The sequence below is a fragment of the uncultured Paenibacillus sp. genome (assembly GCF_963515335.1).
Lineage (GTDB): Bacteria > Bacillota > Bacilli > Paenibacillales > Paenibacillaceae > Paenibacillus_I.
This window is the reverse complement of the sequence record NZ_CAUPYC010000074.1, coordinates 1-18,743: the sequence shown is the minus strand read 5'-3', so window position 1 is coordinate 18,743 and position 18,743 is coordinate 1. Positions and strand designations below refer to the sequence as shown.

General features: G+C 58.8%; 18 protein-coding genes. All 18 read left to right on the top strand.

All coding sequences use genetic code 11. The features are described from left to right. Positions 1-273 precede the first annotated feature (273 nt). The 18 genes from RWM61_RS17555 (at position 274) to tnpC (ending at position 18,372) form a co-directional block, all read left to right on the top strand. Positions 274-1,263 (top strand): Gfo/Idh/MocA family oxidoreductase, encoded by a 990-nt coding sequence (locus RWM61_RS17555; protein ID WP_314003185.1) that lies wholly within the window; start codon positions 274-276, stop codon positions 1,261-1,263. A gap of 31 nt (positions 1,264-1,294) precedes the next feature. Beyond that, entirely contained in the window at positions 1,295-2,314 is a 1,020-nt protein-coding gene (locus tag RWM61_RS17550; protein ID WP_314003183.1) for an AraC family transcriptional regulator, read from the top strand. Continuing rightward, positions 2,301-3,386, top strand: coding sequence for a Gfo/Idh/MocA family oxidoreductase (locus RWM61_RS17545; RefSeq protein WP_314003181.1), 1,086 nt, complete (start codon positions 2,301-2,303; stop codon positions 3,384-3,386). The genes RWM61_RS17550 and RWM61_RS17545 overlap by 14 nt, the downstream gene beginning before the upstream one ends. Before the next feature lie 291 nt (positions 3,387-3,677). Next, positions 3,678-5,747 carry a bifunctional aldolase/short-chain dehydrogenase gene (locus RWM61_RS17540; protein ID WP_314003179.1) on the top strand — a complete coding sequence of 690 codons (2,070 nt, stop codon included), beginning with the start codon at positions 3,678-3,680 and terminating at the stop codon, positions 5,745-5,747. Between the two features lie 18 nt (positions 5,748-5,765). After that, entirely contained in the window at positions 5,766-6,137 is a 372-nt protein-coding gene (locus tag RWM61_RS17535; protein ID WP_314003177.1) for a sensory rhodopsin transducer, read from the top strand. 28 nt (positions 6,138-6,165) lie between these two features. Next, the gene (gene rhaA, locus RWM61_RS17530) at positions 6,166-7,446 is read left to right on the top strand and encodes an L-rhamnose isomerase (protein WP_314003175.1); all 1,281 of its coding nucleotides are present in this window, start codon (positions 6,166-6,168) and stop codon (positions 7,444-7,446) included. Positions 7,447-7,460: 14 nt separating this feature from the next. Continuing rightward, a complete protein-coding gene (locus RWM61_RS17525) occupies positions 7,461-8,933 on the top strand; it encodes a rhamnulokinase family protein (RefSeq protein ID WP_314003173.1) in 1,473 nt (490 codons plus the stop codon). 27 nt (positions 8,934-8,960) lie between these two features. After that, complete coding sequence (locus tag RWM61_RS17520; protein WP_314003171.1) at positions 8,961-9,722, top strand: DeoR/GlpR family DNA-binding transcription regulator; 762 nt, start codon at positions 8,961-8,963, stop codon at positions 9,720-9,722. A 23-nt stretch (positions 9,723-9,745) separates the two neighbouring features. After that, complete coding sequence (locus RWM61_RS17515; RefSeq protein WP_314003169.1) at positions 9,746-10,483, top strand: (Fe-S)-binding protein; 738 nt, start codon at positions 9,746-9,748, stop codon at positions 10,481-10,483. Further along, a complete protein-coding gene (locus RWM61_RS17510) occupies positions 10,480-12,018 on the top strand; it encodes a LutB/LldF family L-lactate oxidation iron-sulfur protein (protein ID WP_314003167.1) in 1,539 nt (512 codons plus the stop codon). The genes RWM61_RS17515 and RWM61_RS17510 overlap by 4 nt, the downstream gene beginning before the upstream one ends. Continuing rightward, positions 12,011-12,766: a lactate utilization protein gene (locus tag RWM61_RS17505; RefSeq protein ID WP_314003165.1), complete on the top strand. Its 756-nt coding sequence runs from the start codon at positions 12,011-12,013 to the stop codon at positions 12,764-12,766. The genes RWM61_RS17510 and RWM61_RS17505 overlap by 8 nt, the downstream gene beginning before the upstream one ends. A 359-nt stretch (positions 12,767-13,125) precedes the next feature. Next, a complete protein-coding gene (locus tag RWM61_RS17500; protein WP_314003163.1) occupies positions 13,126-14,682 on the top strand; it encodes an Ig-like domain-containing protein in 1,557 nt (518 codons plus the stop codon). A 20-nt stretch (positions 14,683-14,702) separates the two neighbouring features. Next, positions 14,703-15,146 (top strand): hypothetical protein, encoded by a 444-nt coding sequence (locus RWM61_RS17495; protein ID WP_314003161.1) that lies wholly within the window; start codon positions 14,703-14,705, stop codon positions 15,144-15,146. Between the two features lie 157 nt (positions 15,147-15,303). Next, positions 15,304-15,519: a hypothetical protein gene (locus tag RWM61_RS17490; protein WP_314003159.1), complete on the top strand. Its 216-nt coding sequence runs from the start codon at positions 15,304-15,306 to the stop codon at positions 15,517-15,519. Between the two features lie 63 nt (positions 15,520-15,582). Beyond that, the gene (locus tag RWM61_RS17485; protein WP_314003157.1) at positions 15,583-15,765 is read left to right on the top strand and encodes a hypothetical protein; all 183 of its coding nucleotides are present in this window, start codon (positions 15,583-15,585) and stop codon (positions 15,763-15,765) included. Positions 15,766-16,055: 290 nt separating this feature from the next. Next, positions 16,056-16,382: an IS66 family insertion sequence element accessory protein TnpA gene (gene tnpA, locus RWM61_RS17480; RefSeq protein ID WP_314003155.1), complete on the top strand. Its 327-nt coding sequence runs from the start codon at positions 16,056-16,058 to the stop codon at positions 16,380-16,382. Then, complete coding sequence (tnpB, locus tag RWM61_RS17475) at positions 16,376-16,729, top strand: IS66 family insertion sequence element accessory protein TnpB (protein WP_314003153.1); 354 nt, start codon at positions 16,376-16,378, stop codon at positions 16,727-16,729. Before tnpA ends, tnpB begins: the two co-directional genes overlap by 7 nt. Positions 16,730-16,800: 71 nt before the next feature. Beyond that, positions 16,801-18,372: an IS66 family transposase gene (gene tnpC, locus RWM61_RS17470; RefSeq protein ID WP_314003151.1), complete on the top strand. Its 1,572-nt coding sequence runs from the start codon at positions 16,801-16,803 to the stop codon at positions 18,370-18,372. Positions 18,373-18,743 lie beyond the last annotated feature (371 nt).

Genomic DNA, 18,743 nt, shown 5'->3' with positions numbered 1-18,743 from the left:
CCACAAACCCTTGCTACATCAACACTTGGAAATAAATGTCGCCAAACTCGGGTTACAATAAAAAATAAAGTCAACTTGGCGGCGGAAAGGACTGGCGAATACGCTAGCGGGAACAACGCGGGCTGGTAACGGGGATGAAAGGGGATTGAAGTCGAAATTCTAGTGGATGTCGTAATTTCATAGCTAAATTGACGTTTAAATTCATTTATATCATAGTATCGGCTATGCTATTTTATTTTTGTGTCGTATATTTGAAGCTGGGAGCGTGTGATGATGATTCGAGTCGGCATGATCAGTTATTGGCATGTGCATGCGGAGGAATACACCGGCTATGCGGTGAAGCATCCCGAAACCGAAATTGCGGCGATTTGGGATGAGAACCTGGAGCGCGGCAAAGCGATGTCGGAGAAGTACGGCGTCCCGTTCGTGGCGTCGTTGGACGACCTGCTGGGCGACGCTTCGATCGATGCGGTTGTGGTCGATACGCCGACGAACCGCCACCGCGATGTGATGGTGCAGGCGGCGAAGGCCGGCAAACACATTTTTACGGAAAAAGTGGTTGCGCCGACCTTGAAGGAAGTGAACGAGATTCTGGCGGCGGTGAACGAGGCCGGCGTCAAGCTGACCGTGTCTCTGCCGCGGCTTTATGATGACTATACGGTGACGCTGCGCGCGCTGCTCGAGGAACAGCCGCTCGGACAATTGACGATGGCGAGAGTCCGCCTGTCGCATAACGGGGCGACCGCGGGCTGGCTGCCGGAGCATTTCTACTCTTTGGAGCAATGCGGGGGCGGAGCGCTCATCGATCTCGGCTGCCATCCGATGTATCTGGTGCGCCTGCTGCTCGGCATGCCGGAGCGGGTGTCCGCCCATTACGGATACGTGACAGGCAAGGAGGTTGAGGACAATGCGGTGTCGGTGCTCTCTTATCCGGACGGCGCGCTCGGAATCGTCGAGGCCGGTTTCGTCAACAGCCACTCGCCGTTCTCGATTGAGATTCACGGCGTCGACGGAACGCTGCTGTTCGGTTTTCCGGAGGCGGAAATCAAAATCAGAAGCAGCAGGAGAACGGGAGAATGGGAAACGGTGTCCATGCGGAGCCGGCAGCCAATCGCGTTCAACCAGTGGGTGGATCATATCTTAACCGGAACGACGGCGGATGAAAATATCGCGCTGGCCGTTGACCTGACCAAGCTGATGGAAGCTTCCAACCGCTCGGTGGCGGAAGGCCGTCCGATAGCGGTCGAAGAGCTGGAGGCATAACGGGCGATTTTTCAGAAGGAGGGGCGGGGCGTTGAAGGACAATCTCAGGCGCGGCGGGTATGAGGGGAAGCCGGTGCGCACGCCTTTTCCTTATGCCCGCATGGAGAAAAGGAAGGATGCGCTGGACCGTCTCGACCTTCGTTTTCGGTGGGGGAATTACGGCATACATGTTTTGCATTGTCACCTGGTTCGTTTTCCCGGCGACTGGACGATCCCTTTTCACCGGCATTCGGAATTCGAGTTTCATTTCATTCCGCAGGGCAAAGGCAAGGTCGTGCTGGAGGAGAAGGAGTTCGAGCTGGGCGAGGGGATGTTTTATTTGACCGGTCCGGGCGTGCTGCATCAGCAATGGTCGGATCCGGCGGATCCGATGGCGGAGCTGTGCCTGCACTGCGAATTCATTCCGCTGACGGATGCGGCGGCCCCTGAAGGCTGGGGCGGCGATATCGAAGCCCGGGAAGCGGAGGAGATCGTGCGGATTTTGCGGGAGAGCCCGCCCGCTCCGGTCGCGGACCGGTTCAACGCGATGGCCGGCTTCCTGAACGCCTACCGCGTCTGGGAGGAGCAGACGGTCGGCTTCTATACCTCGATCAGGCAGGAAGTGATTCATATTTTATGCAGCGCCGCCAGGGCGTTGGCGCCGGATGTGGAAGCGGGAGCGATCCCGGAACGGGACATGTCGGTCCACCGTTTTCAGCTTGCGAAACAATACATTGACGATAACGCATCGCGGCCGATCACGCTGGAGGAGGTGGCGGCGGCCGTCGGCGTCGGCGCGAGGCAGCTGCAGCGCGTTTTTCGCAGGGAAGGCGGCACGACTTTCCACGCGCGGCTCGAGAAAAGCCGGCTGGAGCGGATTTGCCACGAGCTCGCTTACGGCACGAGGCCGGTTGAAGATATCGCCTTGCGGAACGGTTATGCCAATCCGAACTATTTATATCCCGTGTTCAAGCAGCGGCTTGGCATGACGCCGGCGGCTTACCGCAACAAATACGGCAAAACCCGTAAATGGAATTCAAGCAGAGGAGAGGATCGGGTTGAACAAGATTAAAGTCGGCATTATCGGTAGCGGCGGCATCGCAAGGGCGCATGCGGCGGCGTACAAAAAGCTGCCGTTCGTCGAAATTGCAGCGGTGGCGGACGTGGTGCCCGGGAAGGCGCAGGAATTCGTCTCGGCGGAAGGGTTGTTGGATGCCGCGGCCTTCGACAGCCATACGGAGCTGCTGGCGGAACGGCTCGACGCCGTCAGCATCTGCACGCCGAACGCCTCCCACCACCGGACGACGGTGGATGCGTTAAGGGCCGGCAAGCATGTGCTGCTCGAGAAGCCGATGGCGGTCTCGCTGGATGAGGCGCTGGACATGGTGCAGGCGCAGCGGGAAACGGGCAATATGCTGTCGATCGGGTTTCAGCCCCGGTACGATCCGAATATGAAGCGGCTGCAGGATATTATCCGGTCGGGCCGTCTGGGGAACGTGTATTATGTGGAAACGGGCGGCGGGCGCCGGCGCGGCATGCCGGGCGGAACATTCATTCGCAAGTCGCTGTCGGGCGCCGGAGCCATGGCCGATATCGGCTGCTATTCGCTCGATATGGCGCTGAATGCGTTAGGCTATCCGAGGCCCGTTTCGGTATCCGCTTTTGCGTCCAGCCATTTCGGCACGAATCCGCTTTACCACGCCGAAGCGATCCATTTCGAGGTGGAGGATTTCGGCGTGGCCATGATCCGCTTCGAGAACGACATGGTGCTGCAATTCAAAATCGCCTGGGCAATGCATATGGATACGCTCGGCCCGACGATGTTCCTGGGCACGAACGCCGGGTTGAAGGTGCTGCCTTACGGCTCGGGTCCGTGGTCGGGCGTATGGGACGGAAGCATCGGCTCCATGACGCTGTATCATGACGACTTCGGCGGCCTTACGCAGACGGAGGTCCCGCTGATCGAGCACCGGCTCGATCTGTTCTTCGAGAAGGTGCGCGACTTCGCCGAAGCGGTGCGCGACGGCCGCGAAGCGCCGATTCCCGGCGAGCAAATTCTGATTCAGCAAGCGATTATCGACGGCGTTTTCCGGTCGGCCGAAGCGAAGCGGGAAGTGTCGGTGGAACTGCCGGTGTACGCGTAATGTTTCTTGGGCCACGCCCCGTGTCTCTTAGTAGAGATACGGGGCTTTTACGTAAGGTGAGCCGCCACGCCGTTGTTCCTCCGCAAAAATATTTCCTATTTCTCGGGCAATAGCAAAATTCGCTGAATTGCTACAATTGTCAGTTTTTTTGGCATGATTTTGTCGAAAAATGTGATGGACTCGTTATCTTTGTTTATTTTTGAATCTAGTGTATTCAAACAAAAACAAAAATGATATACTCGCCTTATCAAGCAATCAAACCTAAACAAATTTGATTTCGGAGGCGTGACAATGGTACAGAGCTTGTGGGACAACGATAAGGCGTCGCAGCTGGAGGGCAGCCTCGACGAGCTGGTCTACCGGTCGAACATTATCGGAGCCGACCGCCGGGTTTGCAACTGGGGCGGGGGCAACACGTCGAGCAAGACGGTCGTGAAGGATTTCAGGGGCCGCGACGTCGAAGTGATGTATGTAAAAGGAAGCGGCTCCGACCTGGCGTCGATGAAAGCCGGCAATTTTACGGGTCTCCGCATGGAGGATATCCGGCCGCTGTTCGAGCGGGACGAAATGCCGGATGAAGAGATGGTCGCGTATTTGGCGAACTGCATGATCGACGCCAGGCATCCGCGCGCTTCGATCGAGACGCTGCTGCACGCTTTTCTGCCGTTCAAGCATGTCGACCACACGCATCCGGATGCGATTATCAGCTTGTGCTGCGCGGATAACGGCCAGGCGGCCGCCCGTGAAATTTTCGGGGACCGGTTCGTGTGGGTGCCGTACATTCGCCCGGGCTTCAAGCTGTCCAAAATGATCGCCGAGGGCGTGCTTGCCAACCCGAACGCGGAGCTCGTGCTGATGGAGAAGCACGGTCTCGTGACCTGGGGCGAGACGTCGGAAGCCTGCTACGCGCAGACGATCAGGATCATCGGCGAAGCGGAGCGCTATATCGAAGCGCGCGTCGATGAGGCGAAGCTGTTCGGCGGCGCGAAGCATGCGGCGCTCGCGGCCGATGTGCGCAGGAGCATTGCGGCGCAGGTGATGCCGGCCGTGCGCGGAGCGGTGAGCGACGCGAAAAAAATGCTGCTGACGTACGACGACGGGGAGGACGTCCTGCAGTTCGTCAGCGGCCGGGATGCGGCGGAGCTGTCGCAGGTCGGCGCGGCTTGCCCGGACCACCTCGTGCATACGAAGGTCGTTCCGCTGTTTATCGACTGGACGCCGAACGCCGAAGACGTCGAAGGACTCAAAGCGAAGCTGAAGGAAGGCATCGCCTCTTACAAAGAAAAATATAAAGCGTATTTCGAGCGCAACCGAAACGAGGGCGACGTCATGTTCGAGGCCGCGCCGCGCGTCATCCTCATACCGGGCGTCGGGATGATCAACACGGGCAAAAATTGGGCGATGGCCCAGGTCAGCGGCGCGCTGTATCACCGGGCGATCGCGGTCATGCGCGGTGCGGCGGCGCTCGGCAGGTTCGTGTCGCTGAGCGAGAACGAATCGTACAACGTCGAGTATTGGCCGCTAGAGCTTTACAAGCTGTCGCTGGCTCCGGCGGAAGCCGAATTTTCCCGCAAGGTGGCGTTCATTACGGGAGGAGCCGGCGGCATCGGCAGCGAAACGGCCCGCCGGCTCGTATCCGAAGGCGCGCACGCCGTGCTCGCCGATCTGAATCTCGAAGGCGCACAGAAGGTGGCGGACGAGATCAACGCCCGGTACGGCGAGAGCCGCGCGATCGCGGTCAAGATGGATGTGACGAGCGAGGAGCAGATTGCGGCGGCATACGCGGCAACGGCGCTGACCTACGGAGGCGTGGACATCATCGTCAACAACGCCGGCCTCGCGACCTCGAGCCCGTTCGACGAAACGTCGCTCAAGGAATGGAACCTGAACATGAACGTGCTCGGCACCGGCTATTTCCTGGTGGCGCGCGAGGCGTTCAAGCTGATGAAGCAGCAGGGAATCGGCGGCAGCATGGTGTTCGTCGGCTCCAAAAACTCGGTATACGCCGGCAAGAACGCGACCGCCTACAGCGCGGCCAAAGCGCTCGAAGCCCATCTGGCGCGCTGCATCGCGGCCGAAGGCGGCGAATTCGGTATCCGCGTCAACACGGTGCTGCCGGATGCGATTCTGCAGGGCTCGACGATCTGGAACGGCGCCTGGCGCAACGAGCGGGCCGCCGCGTACGGCATCGAGCCCGACCAACTGGAGGAGTATTACCGCAAGCGCACGACGCTGCTCGTGAACATTTACCCGAAGGACATCGCCGAAGGGATCGCGTTTTTCGCATCGTCCATGGCGGACAAAACGACCGGCTGCATGCTGACGATCGACGGCGGCGTGCCGGCGGCCTTCACCCGATAAAAAGGAGCGTGATGAAGCATGCGTTTTTCGCGCGGCGAGAAGCATTGGATTATTCCGGACGGTTATATTCCCGAGATCAGCTCGGGGCGGCTTGCCAGTCATGAATCCATCTGCGTGCTGAATGTAAGCCGGGAAGACGCGCTGGTGCAGATTACCGCATATTTCGAGGACCGCGAGCCGATCGAGGACATTGCGGTCGTCGTTCCGGGCCGCCGCACCAAGCATATCCGCACGGCGGAATTGAACAAGGGAGGAGCGTCGATTCCGGTCGGCGTTCCGTACGCCCTGGAAGTGAAGAGCGATGTGCCGGTCGTCGTGCAATACAGCCGGCTCGACGCGACGCAGCCGGAGAACGCGCTGATGTCCGTCATGGGTTACCCGATTAAATAAACGAGTCATGTTTATGGGAGGGAAAAAGATGCAGGAGCAAATCCGTCAAAGCTATGAAGTGGCGAAAAAGCTGTACGCGCAGCACGGCATCGACACGGACCGTGTCCTTCAGGAGCTGGAGAAAATCAAAATTTCCGTCCATTGCTGGCAGGGCGACGATGTGCGCGGCTTTCTGTTTCAGGATCAGGAGCTGACCGGGGGCATCTCGGTAACCGGCAATTATCCGGGGGCGGCGCGGACGCCGAATGAATTAAAAGCCGATCTTGAGAAAGCGTTTTCACTCATTCCGGGCAAGCACAAGGTCAACCTCCATGCGATTTACGCCGATACGGAGGAGAAGCCGGACCTGGATGAGCTGGAGCCGCGCCATTTTCAACGTTGGGTCGATTGGGCCCGCGAGCAGGGCTTGGGGCTGGACTTCAACCCGACCTGCTTCTCGCATGAGATGTCCAAGGACGGCCTGACGCTCAGCCATCCGGATCCGGCCGTGCGCAAGTTCTGGATCGAGCATTGCAAACGGTCGCGTAAAATCGGCGCCTACTTCGGCGAGCAGCTTGGCCAGACGTGCGTGACGAACGTGTGGGTTCCCGACGGCTGCAAGGATACGCCGGCCGACCGGATGGCGCCGCGGAAGCGGCTGAAGGATGCGCTTGACGAGGTGTTTGCGGAGGAGCTGGACCCGAGCCATCATCTCGACGCGGTGGAAAGCAAGCTTTTCGGCCTCGGATCGGAAGCGTATACGGTCGGCTCGCATGAGTTCTACATGGGCTACGGTATTCAAAACAACAAGCTGATTTGCCTGGATGCCGGTCATTTCCACCCGACGGAGGTCATCTCGAACAAGCTGTCCTCGCTCGCTTTGTTTACAAGCGGCATTCTGCTCCATGTCAGCCGTCCGATGCGGTGGGACAGCGACCACGTGGTCGTGATGGACGACGAGCTGCTGGATATCGGCCGGGAGCTTGTGCGCAGCGGGCTGCTCGGGACGACGCATATCGGACTCGACTTTTTCGATGCGAGCATCAACCGGGTGGCGGCCTGGGTGATCGGCACGCGCAACACGATCAAGGCGCTGCTTCGCGCGATGCTCGAGCCGGTTGACGCGCTCAGGAAGGCGGAGCTTGACGGCGACTTTACGACCCGTCTTGCCTTGACGGAAGAGTTCAAATCGTATCCGTTCGGAGCCGTGTGGGATTACTGCTGCGAGAGGTCGGGCGTGCCTGTGCGCGAAGCCTGGCTGGCGGAAGTGAAGGCGTATGAGCAGGACGTCCTGCTCAAGCGCAACGCGGCGAACGCCGCCGTTCTGTAAGGCGGTGCCCGCGGATGACGATCATCGCATTTGATTTGGGCGCCAGCGGCGGACGGGCGCTGCTCGGCCGGCTGAAAGGCGGGCGGATCGAGACGGAGGAAATCCACCGCTTCCCGAACGAGCCGGTTCAGGTGGGCAGCCGTCTGCACTGGGATATTTTGCGGCTGTACCATGAAATCAAGCAGGGACTGCTGAAGGCGAAGCATAGCGGCGCCGCGTTGCAGAGCCTTGGCATCGACTCGTGGGCGGTCGATTTCGGCCTGATCGGGCGGAACGGGGAGCTGCTCGGCAACCCGTACCATTACAGGGACCGGCACACGGAAGGCGTCATGGAGCAGGTCGGCGGGCGGCTGACGCGGGACTACATTTTCGGGCGGACCGGCATTCAATTTCTGCCTTTCAACACGATTTATCAGCTGGCGGCATTGAAGCAGGCGGACTCTCCGCTGCTGCGGGAAGCGGACCGGCTTCTGATGATCCCGGATCTGCTCCGTTATTTTCTGACCGGCGAGATGGTGAACGAGTTTTCGAATGCGACGACCACGCAATTGCATAACCCGTCGACAGGCGGCTGGGACGGTGAGCTGATCGCCAAAATCGGCCTGCCGCCGTCGCTGTTCGGCACCATCGCCGACCCGGGCGCAAGCGTGGGACAGCTTCTGCCGTCGGTTGCGTCGGAGTTTGGCGTCGGCCCGGTCCCCGTGGTCGCCGTCGCCGAGCACGACACCGGCTCCGCCGTCGCCGCCGTGCCGGCGCTCGACCGTTCTTTCGCTTATTTAAGCTGCGGCACCTGGTCGCTGATGGGCACGGAGGTGAAACGGCCCGTCATGAGCGGGCTGGCGCGCGAGCTGAATTTTACGAACGAAGGCGGAGTCGGACGGACGTACCGGCTGCTGAAGAACATCATGGGCCTGTGGATTTTGCAGGAGATGAAGCGCGAATGGGACCGGGCGGGACTTGCGTACTCGTATCCGGAGCTGGTCGGATTGGCGGAGCAGGCGCCGGCGTTCGGCGCGTTCATCGACCCGGACGACCCGGTGTTCCTGCATCCGGGGGATATGCATGTCCGCATCCGCCGGTATTGCGGGGCGACCGGACAGCGTCCGCCCGAGGAGCCGGGCGAAATCGTCCGTTGTATTTTGGAAAGTTTGGCCTTAAAATACCGCTATGTGTTTGAATTGACCGAGCGTCTGTCGGGACAGTCGTTTAACGGCCTTCACATGGTCGGCGGCGGCATCCGGAACACGCTCCTCTGCCGGTGGTCGGCGAATGCGATCGGCAAGCCCGTATGGGCCGGCCCGGCGGAAGGCAGCGCCATCGGCAATCTGGCGGTGCAGTGGATCGCGGCGGGCGAGTTCGGCGATATTCGGGAGGCGCGGCAGGCGATCCGCGATTCGTTCCCGGTCGCGGTTTACGAGCCGGAGGAGCGGGAAGCGTGGGAGCATGCGTACGGAACGTTCCGGCGGATCGCGGGACTCGGCAATTAACGGACAGGGAGAGGGAGTGGAGCAGTCATGCTGGTCGCGGAGCGATATGATAAAATCGTGCAGCTCGTCAACGAGAGAGGCAGCATTCGGGTCACCGAGCTGAGCGAGCTGTGCGGCGTGACGGAGGAGACGATCCGCCGCGACCTGGACCGGCTCGAGCAGACGGGCCGGCTGCGCCGGTCGCACGGCGGCGCGGTCAGCGTCAAGGACCAGCAGCCGGAGACGCCTTACGCGGAGCGCGAGATCGCCAACCGGGAGGAGAAGCGCCGCATCGCCGCGGAGGCGATCCGTCACATCGCCCCGCGCGACCGCATTCTGCTCGACGCCAGCTCGACGGCGTGGTACATGGCTTCCATTTTGCCCGATGACATGCCGCTCACCGTCCTGACGAATTCGATCAAGGTAGCGTTGGAGCTAAGCGGCAAGGAGCGGATCGAGGTCATTTCGACGGGGGGCATTCTCGCGCAGCGTTCCCTCTCCTACGTCGGGCCGCTCGCCGAGCGGTCGCTTGACGCCTATCACGTCGATAAAGCGTTTTTCTCGTGCAAGGGCGTCCATCTGGAGCGGGGCGTCAGCGAATCGAACGAGCTGCAGGCGCGGGTCAAGCAGAAAATGATCGGCATGGCCGATCGCGTCTATCTGCTCGCCGACGCAAGCAAGTTCGGCGTGCAGGCGTTTACGCATGTCGCGGATTTGCGCGAGATTGACGCCGTTATTACGGACCGCCGCCTGACGACGGAGTCGTTGGAGCGGTTGCGGGACATGGCGGTTGAGGTAACGACCGTATAACCTGATAACCCGGAGGGCGGATCATGAAGGTTTCCTTATTTATCACTTGCTTGAGCGATGCTGTTTATCCGCGCGTCGGCGAGGCGATGGTGCGGCTGCTCGCCAGGCACGGCGTGCGGCTCGATTTTCCGAAGACGCAAACGTGCTGCGGCCAGCCGGCGTTCAACAGCGGCTATTGGGACGAGGCGCGCGCTGCCGCGGCGACGATTCTGGACGCGTTCGAGGACAGCGATTTCGTCATCGCTCCGTCGGGCTCGTGCGCGTATATGATTCACCACTATTCGCAATTGTTTCAGCAAGATCCGGCCAGGCTCGCCCAAGCGGAGGAGCTGCAGCGCAAAACGTATGAATTTACGCAATTTCTCGTTCAGGTGCTCGGCATCACGGACCTCGGGGCCGTTTTTCCGCATAAGGTGACCTACCATCCGTCGTGCCACGGCAGCCGCCTACTCGGCGTCAAGGAGGAGCCGATGGCGCTGCTGAGAGAGGTAAAAGGGTTGGAGTTTGTGCCCCTGCCGTTTGCGGAGGATTGCTGCGGCTTCGGCGGGACATTCGCAGTGAAGATGGCCGGCATCTCCGGGGCGATGGTGACGGAGAAGGCCGACCATGTGAAGGAGACGGAAGCCGAGGTGCTCGTCGGGCTCGACATGGCGTGCCTGATGAATATCGCGGGCAATCTGCGTTACCGGAACGAGCCGGTGCGGGTCATGCATTTGGCCGAGCTGTTGTACGAAGGCGTGGCGGGGGTGACGCAGCGATGAGCGGAACGACCCGACCGGCCGGCGCGACGGCCCCGGGCAGAACGGTGAAGGAACGGGCGGAGCTGGCGCTGAACGACGATTTTCTGCGGAAGGCGGTCAAATTCACGACCGAACGGCTGCGCGGCGGCAAAATCAAGGCGTCGGAAGAGCACGGCAACTGGGACGATTGGCGCGAGCGGGGCAGGCAGATCCGGCTGCACACGATCGCCCACCTTGATTATTATTTGAATTTATTCGTGGACAACGCACGGGCGAACGGCGTGCACGTTCATTTTGCCCCGACGGCGGCGGAGGCGGTCGGTATTTCGCTCGCCATTGCCGAGCGCAAGGCGGCGAAGTCGGTCGTCAAATCGAAATCGATGGTCACCGAGGAGCTTCACCTGAACCATGCGCTGGAATCGATCGGCGTGGAAGCGGTGGAAACCGACCTCGGCGAATATATCATTCAACTGGCCGGGGAAACGCCCTCCCATATCATCATCCCGGCGATTCATAAAAACCGGTACCAGATCGCGGCGCTGCTGTCGGCGGAGGCCGGCGAGACGCTTGCTCCGGATACGACGGTGCTGGCCGGCTTCGTCCGCAAAAAGCTGCGGGAGAAATTTCTTGAAGCGGACATCGGCATGACCGGCTGCAACTTCGCGATCGCCGAGACCGGCTCGATGGTGCTGTTCGAGAATGAAGGCAACGCGCGCATGGTGACGACGGTGCCGAAAACGCAGATTACGCTGATGGGCATGGAGCGGATCATTCCGTCCTGGGCGGATCTGGAGGTGATGGCGACGCTGCTCCCTCGCTCGGCGACCGGGCAGAAGCTGACCGTGTACATGTCCGGCATTACGGGGCCGCGGCGAGCGGCCGACGCGGACGGCCCAGAGGAGATGCACATCGTCATCGTGGACAACGGCCGTTCGAACCAGCTCGGCGATCCGGAATTCCAGGAGCTGCTCAACTGCATTCGCTGCGGCGCCTGCCTGAATGCTTGTCCGGTATACCGGCATATCGGGGGCCACGCTTACGGCGGGACATACAGCGGCCCGATCGGCGCAGTGCTGACGCCGGCCCTGCAGAAGAACGTCGCGGAATGGGACGATATCGCGAATGCCTCCAGCCTGTGCGGCGCTTGCTACGAGGCTTGTCCGGTCAAAATCCCGCTGCACGACATGCTCGTCTATTTGCGGCGGCGCAAGGTGGAAGCCGGACACGGCAACAGGCTGGAGTCGCTCGGCATGAAAGGCTTTGCGGCCGTGATGGGCAATGCGGGCCGGTTCGCCGGCGCGCTCAAGCTGGGCAAGATCAGCCAAAAGCTCATCGTGCGCGGCGGCGTCATCCGTACGAAGCTGGGACCGCTCAAAGGCTGGAACACGTACCGCGTTGCGCCCAGCCTGCCGGAGCAATCGTTCCGCGACAAATGGGCGACGCTGGAGGAAGAAATCAGCGCCGGACTTCGGGAGACGGCTCCGGACGTCAAACAGCGGCTGGAGGCGGCCGTTCGCGACCGGAAAAAGAAAGAAGGAGGCGGCCATCATGGGTGAGACCGATACGGGATCAGTTACGGCATCGCAACAGGACTGGCTGGCGCAACTGGAGGCGGAGTCGCGCGGGAAGCAGAAGGCGTTCATGGACGGCATCGCCGCGAAGCTGGGGCGGCCGCGCGTGACGACCGCTCCCGCGCACCCTTTTCGCGGCGCGCCGGATTTCTGGAACGGCTTCGAATGGCCGCTGGAGGAGCGGATCGAGCGGTTCACCGACAATTTCAGGTCGGTCGGCGGACATGTTGAACGGCTGGCGGATATGGAGGCGGTGAAACGGTTCATTGCGGCGAAGGCAACCGAGCTGAACGCGCGGTATGCGGTCAGGCAGCATCAGCCGGAGCTGGATGCGCTGGGGCTTGAAGCGGCGATGCCGGAGGTGCGCTTCTCCGTCTGGAACACCGATCCGGAGGAGCATTGGACGGCGCGGGCCGCGGAAGCGGATATCGGTGTCGTGCTGGTCGACCATGCGGCCGCTTATACGGGCTCGCTCACGGTTCTGTCCTCACAGGACAAGGGCCGTTCCGTCAGCCTGCTTCCGACTGTGCTGATTGCCGTCGTGCCGGTTGAGCGGCTGCACACCCGGCTCGGCGAAATATTGGTGCGGTTTGACGCGGCCGGTCGGCAAGGGCTGCCCGCAGGCATTCATTTCATATCCGGGCCGAGCCGATCTGCGGATATCGAGAACGATCTGACGATCGGGGTGCACGGACCCGGCATCGTCTACGCTTTACTGGTGGGCCGACAATAAGGCATAGTGGCGGGTCGGGATCGAAAGCTAAACCGATGGCCGCATAGGGAGCATATCAGCCGTACAGGGGTCGCTTAGGCGGCTCCTTTTTTGCATGGCATATTCGATACAATTCGTATAATTTGACTGCATTCGGGCCTTCGTTTTATTTGGCTGCGCCAAAGCGACACTCCCCGACAAATACCCTTAACCCTTAACTGACAATGGACAAGCCGCTGAAAAGTTTTATTTTTTTCGCCTGATAGACCCGAAAAATTTTGTAGCCGCGCAGCGTCAGAACAGCAGACGAAACTTAAACGGGAGCGAAATGGAACACGGCCGTTTCCATCGACGTTCCGAGTACAGGGAGGGACATATAGATGCGAAAAATCGCTTTGTTGTTGTTGCTGCTGGCGGCGGCGCTGCTGTTCGCAGGGTTTCCATCCTTTCAGGCCGCCGCGGCGGAGCCCGACACGGAGGACAAATTTCAGTTTTTGCGCGAGAAGGGCATATTCACAGGTTTTGCGGATGGCAGCGCCGGTTTGCATTTGGCGATGTCGCGCGAGCAGTTTGCCGCTGTTCTATTCCGGTTATGGGATCTACGCGAGGTTACAGGTGTCCCGTCGTTCAGCGACGTGCCCAAAAACCGTTGGTCTTACGGGGAAATCGAAGCGGTCGCCGACGCCGGCCTGATGAAGGGGGCGGGGTACCGGAAGTTCACGCCTCTGGCAAAAGTATCGGTTGAGCAGTTGGCCGCCGTCCTTGTAAGGGCCTATGGAGCAGGCGGTACGGCTGCGGATCCGGTCGGCGGCAAATTGTCGGCATGGGCGAGACAGGACGTCGGAATCGCGCTTGCAAAAGGCTGGATACCGAGCGAGGCCGACTACCGGCTGGATGCCGGAAGGGGCATGCTCGTAGATGCGTCTTTCGAGGTATACCTCGACCTGCACCCGGAAGAGAATCCGTTCGGGGAAAAGCTGGACGTTCACTCGGTAGAGCCGCTTTCCGCGACCACCATACTGGTCCACCTGCGCACGTCCGTCAAGTCGGCGGTCAAGGAGCAGTTCAGACTGGAGGATGAGGGTGGCCGCCAGGTTCGGATTACCAATACGGCGCTTAACGGCTCGGGTACCGTTGTGACCTTGACGACCGACAAGCAGGACGCCGGCGATATTCATACGCTTACGAACTATTCGTTGTCCATAACGAATATCGTCCTCTCCGGCGACAAAAAGAAGGTAACGATCACAACCGGAAAGCAGACGGCCGGCACCGTATACACCTTGACGGTCAGCGGGGTCGCGGATGCGGCAGGCAACGTGATGGATACGAGAAGCAATCTGTATTTCGGAGCAGTCGTCGACTCCACGCCTCTGACAATTGCAGGCGTGAGCGCGGACAAAAACAAGGTGGTGCTCACCTTCAGCGAACGTCTGGAGGAACAATATGCGGAAAACATCGCCTCCTATATGTTTGACGGAGGGCTCGGACTTCCGTCGTCGGCGGTTTACGATGACGGCGAACGGAGGGTGACGCTGACGACATCCGACCAGACGCCTGGCAAAGTATATACCGTTACGGTCAACTTTGTCAGGGACCGGGTGGGCAACACGATTGCCCAGAATACGAAGCGTTCGTTTGTCGGAGCGGGAAAAGCTTCAACCGGACCGATCGAGCTTCAGAACGTCAAGCCGGTCAATGAGAACACGATTGAACTGACGTTTGGCCGCTCCCTGTCCGGCGTCGGAATTTCCGGCCTTAATGCGGTAATCGAATCGGATAACGGTGTTTCGGTCAACAATTCCGGCTGGCAAATTTTCGCGCAGCGCAAACAGGAACGATCCGGTCTGCACGTTTTTCACCGGTTCGCTGAAGAAGACCCGCACCGCCGTGCAGTTAACCGCCTCTATACGGGTGACGTAAGGCTGCGGGTATAGTCGTCCGATTCTCCGAGCTGGTGGCGAACGCAGACCAGAACGTATTCAACCTGTACAACGAAACGGACCGCGAATCGATGCCGATCGTAAAGGGCGACGATGCGGGGTATGCGATGTCCGCCGACCGGCAGCAATTGTTCATTAACTTGTATCCTGGTAAGGCGGGTCCTCTTCGCGCGAACAAATCGTATCGGCTGACATACAACACGGACTTCGGAAAGATTGCCGATCTGCAAGGCAAAAGGATGGACATCTCGTTCAGCGGCAGTGAAATCCGGTTCTCGGGCAGTGACCGGGATAACGCCCGTCCGTCGATCGTCTCCGTGGAAGCTTGGTCAACGGTGATGTATATTACGCTCAGTGAAGAGGTGACCGGCTTCAACGGCCAACCAATCTGTTCGAGATCCGTGTCGGCAACAAAACGGTCGTGCCGGCCTCCGGTTCGATCCACGGTAAAACGATAACGCTGCGCATGCCGAAGCTTGATGCCGGCAGCACCGGCTCGATCAGGGTATCCGCCCGTCACAGAAAAACTCACTTCAAAGGTGGGTTTTTCTTTTTGCTTTCCGCCGTCTGCGCGGTGTAAACTAAAACCGGATGTTATCGATTGGAGGACTTATTATGACACGCAACCGAAAGCTGATTACAGACGCTGATTTCCAGGAGGCGATCGACCGGCAGAGCGCGATCCGAGTGTTTCAAGACGATCATGTCGTTGGAACGGGCGGTGTCGTCGTACGTTTCGACGACACATTGGTCGTCATCCAGAACGGAGTCAGCGAAGTAGCTTACCATCAGCGCAGGGAATGCGAGTTTTTTGAGATGGCAAGACGATAATTAGTCTGAGTAATATTTAGCACCATTAATTATAGGATTGAAACGGGTGGAGGCCATGGGGAGATGACAAAGCAATACGCGATCGACAAGGCCAAGCTCTACTACCGGGAGAATGGCCGTTCCTACTATGTCGTGCAGCTGGCGGAGGACGAATGCATCGTATTGGATCGACAGCAGCTGGAGCGGGGCATAGGCGAAGGACAGTTCCGAAAAGAAGCCATCATTTTCAGCATAGAGATCGATTAACATAGGCTTATCGCTCACGGTGAGGGGAATCTTACGTTTTCTCCAATGAAATCTCGTCCCAACGCGCGCCTGAGAGGCGCGCGTTGCGGTGCTGCAAAAGGCTGTCCGACTCATGCCTATGTGTTTGAATTTCCTTATGAGCATTATCCCTTTCTTTCAGGAAACGGGTCTGACGAGACCGGTATGAGAAGATCGGTTAACTAAGTAAGCGTCAAATCCTCCCCACCTTCATTCCTGATACTAGCCATGAGATAATCCTCTTCAGAATCTAACCTGGGGAGGATTATTTCATGGCCAGAGAAGATGTTCAAAAGAAGTGGGAAGATCGGATTGCCGCATTTCGTTCCAGTGGAGAAAAAGCATCAAGATGGTGCAAAGCCAATCATGTGGATCGTCGCGGGCTCTACACTTGGATGAAAAGATTGAGTGCTTCATCCAATTCCTCAACTGCGGCCAAGCCAACCACCTTCATCAAAGCCAAGGTTACTCCCGAGCAAGAACCAAAGCAGTCCGCTTGCCTTCGCATTAGACTCGGCGAAGCCGTTATCGAAGTCGACGCTGGATTCAATCCCGCCTTGCTCCGCGACGTGGTGCAAGCTCTCGAGGCCACATGTTAAGCGAACTGACCACCCGGCAGGTGTATCTGGCTTGCGGCAGCACGGACCTGCGTAAATCCATCGACGGACTGGCCGCTCTCGTTCAGGAAGGGCTCGGGCTGAACCCTTTCTCCTCTTGCTTGTTTGTATTCTGCAACCGCGAGCGCAACAAGCTAAAGATCCTTTATTGGGAGCACAACGGCTTCTGGCTGTTTTACCGTAGGCTCGAACGCGGCACGTTCCAGTGGCCCAAGGATCACGGCGATCCGGTCACGGTTACTACCCGCGAGCTTCGTTGGCTCTTGGACGGACTCTCGCTCAGCCAGCGGCAAGCGCACCCGAAAGTGACCGCCGCTACAGTCATTTAGCAATCTATTCCTTACTTGATTCGACATATATTCCGGCAGGCATCGCGCCCAGCGCGTCGAAATCATCAAGTATGGAAAAAAGAGCGGACACCCCATCTACAATTGAAAAGCTAGCGCAGCAAAATGCCAAGATGGAGCAGCAAATCGCCGAACTAACGGCGAAGCTCAAGTGGTACGAAGAGCAGTTCCGTCTGGCTCAGCAAAAGCGCTTTGGCGCAGCGAGCGAGAAGACGCATCCGGATCAGATGGAGTTGTTCAATGAAGCGGAGGCGGAAGCCGACCCTGCTAAAGAAGAACCGACGATGGAGACGGTCACTTACAAGCGCAAGAAGCAGCGCGGAGGTCGCGAAGCAAAGCTTGAAGGCTTGCGCGTAGAGACGATTGAATACCGACTGCCCGAAGAAGAACAAATTTGTGCCTGCTGCGGAGGCGCTTTGCATGAGATGAGCACCGAGGTTCGGCGAGAACTGAAAGTCATTCCCGCCGAAGTGAAGGTCGTGGAGCATATTCGCTTGGTTTACGGTTGCCGTCCCTGCGAACGCAGTGAAATCACAACGCCTATCATCACGGCGCCGGGTCCGAAGCCCGTACAGCCGGGGAGTCTCGCTTCACCTTCCATGGTCGCCTATATCATGAGCCAGAAATACGTGGAGAGCATGCCGCTGTACCGCCAGGAGCAACAGTTTGCGCGCTATGGCGTCGAACTCTCCCGTCAGACACTGGCCAACTGGATGCTTCACGGTGCGAATACGTGGCTCTGCATCCTCTACGACCGGATGCAGGCGTATTTGCTGGAGCAAGACATCGCGTACGCCGATGAAACCACCTTCCAAGTATTGCGGGAGCCGGGACGAGCGGCAGAAAATAAGTCCTACCTGTGGTTATATCGCACAGGACCTGCGAGTCCGCCTATCGTCCTGTACGATTACCAGCAAACCCGAGGGGCCGAGCATCCTGAGCGGTTTTTAGCCGGCTTTACCGGTTACCTCCACGTAGACGGATACTCGAGCTACAACAAAGTATCCGGCGTGATCCTGGTCGGATGTTGGGCTCATGCGCGCCGCAAGTTCGTCGAGGCGTTAAAAGCGTTGCCTGCCTCGGCGTCGTCCACAGGGACGGCAGCGCAGGAGGGGCTCGACTTTTGCAACAGCCTTTACGCGATTGAGCGAGAAGCCAAAGGGCTTCCGCCCGAAAAACGCTATAACATCCGATTGGAGCAGAGTCGCCCCATTTTGGATGCTTTTTCGGCATGGCTACAGAAGCAACAGTCGCGTGTGCTGCCTAAAAGCTTGACTGGGGCGGCGATCACCTACTGCATCAACCAGTGGGAGAAGCTCGAGGCGTATCTGCTCGATGGCCGTCTGGAGATCGACAACAACCGCAGCGAGCGTTCCATTAAGCCGTTCGTTATTGGCCGCAAGAATTGGATGTTTGCCAATACACCCCGCGGTGCAAAGGCAAGTGCGATCATCTATAGCATCGTCGAAACGGCCAAAGAAAACAGTTTGAATCCTTATAACTATTTGACCTATCTGTTCGAGAAACTGCCTCAGCTTCCAGATCTGAAGGATACCGAGGCACTGGATCGTATGCTGCCATGGTCAAATACGCTGCCACTGACTTGCCGTGTATTTATGAAATAGATTATCCGAGTCCTCATCTGATTGCCAGGTGGGGACTATTTTACGCTTACGTTAACTAACCCCCAATTGCCGATCAAAGTGTAAAAAACAACGACCACGAACAACGACCACCACAAACAACGACCACAAACAACGACCACCACAAACAACGACCACAAACAACGACCACCACAAACAACGACCACAAACAACGACCACGAACAACGACTACGAGACTACGAACGACCGCGGACAGAGACCACGCACAAAAGACCACGAATAAAAGACCACGCAAAAACCCCGCATAAAGACGCTATTAACCGCAAGTCACACGTTTACCCTGCGCGTTTGCTTAACTTGCGCAATTTTGACGCCTTCTTTTGGCTCCAAAA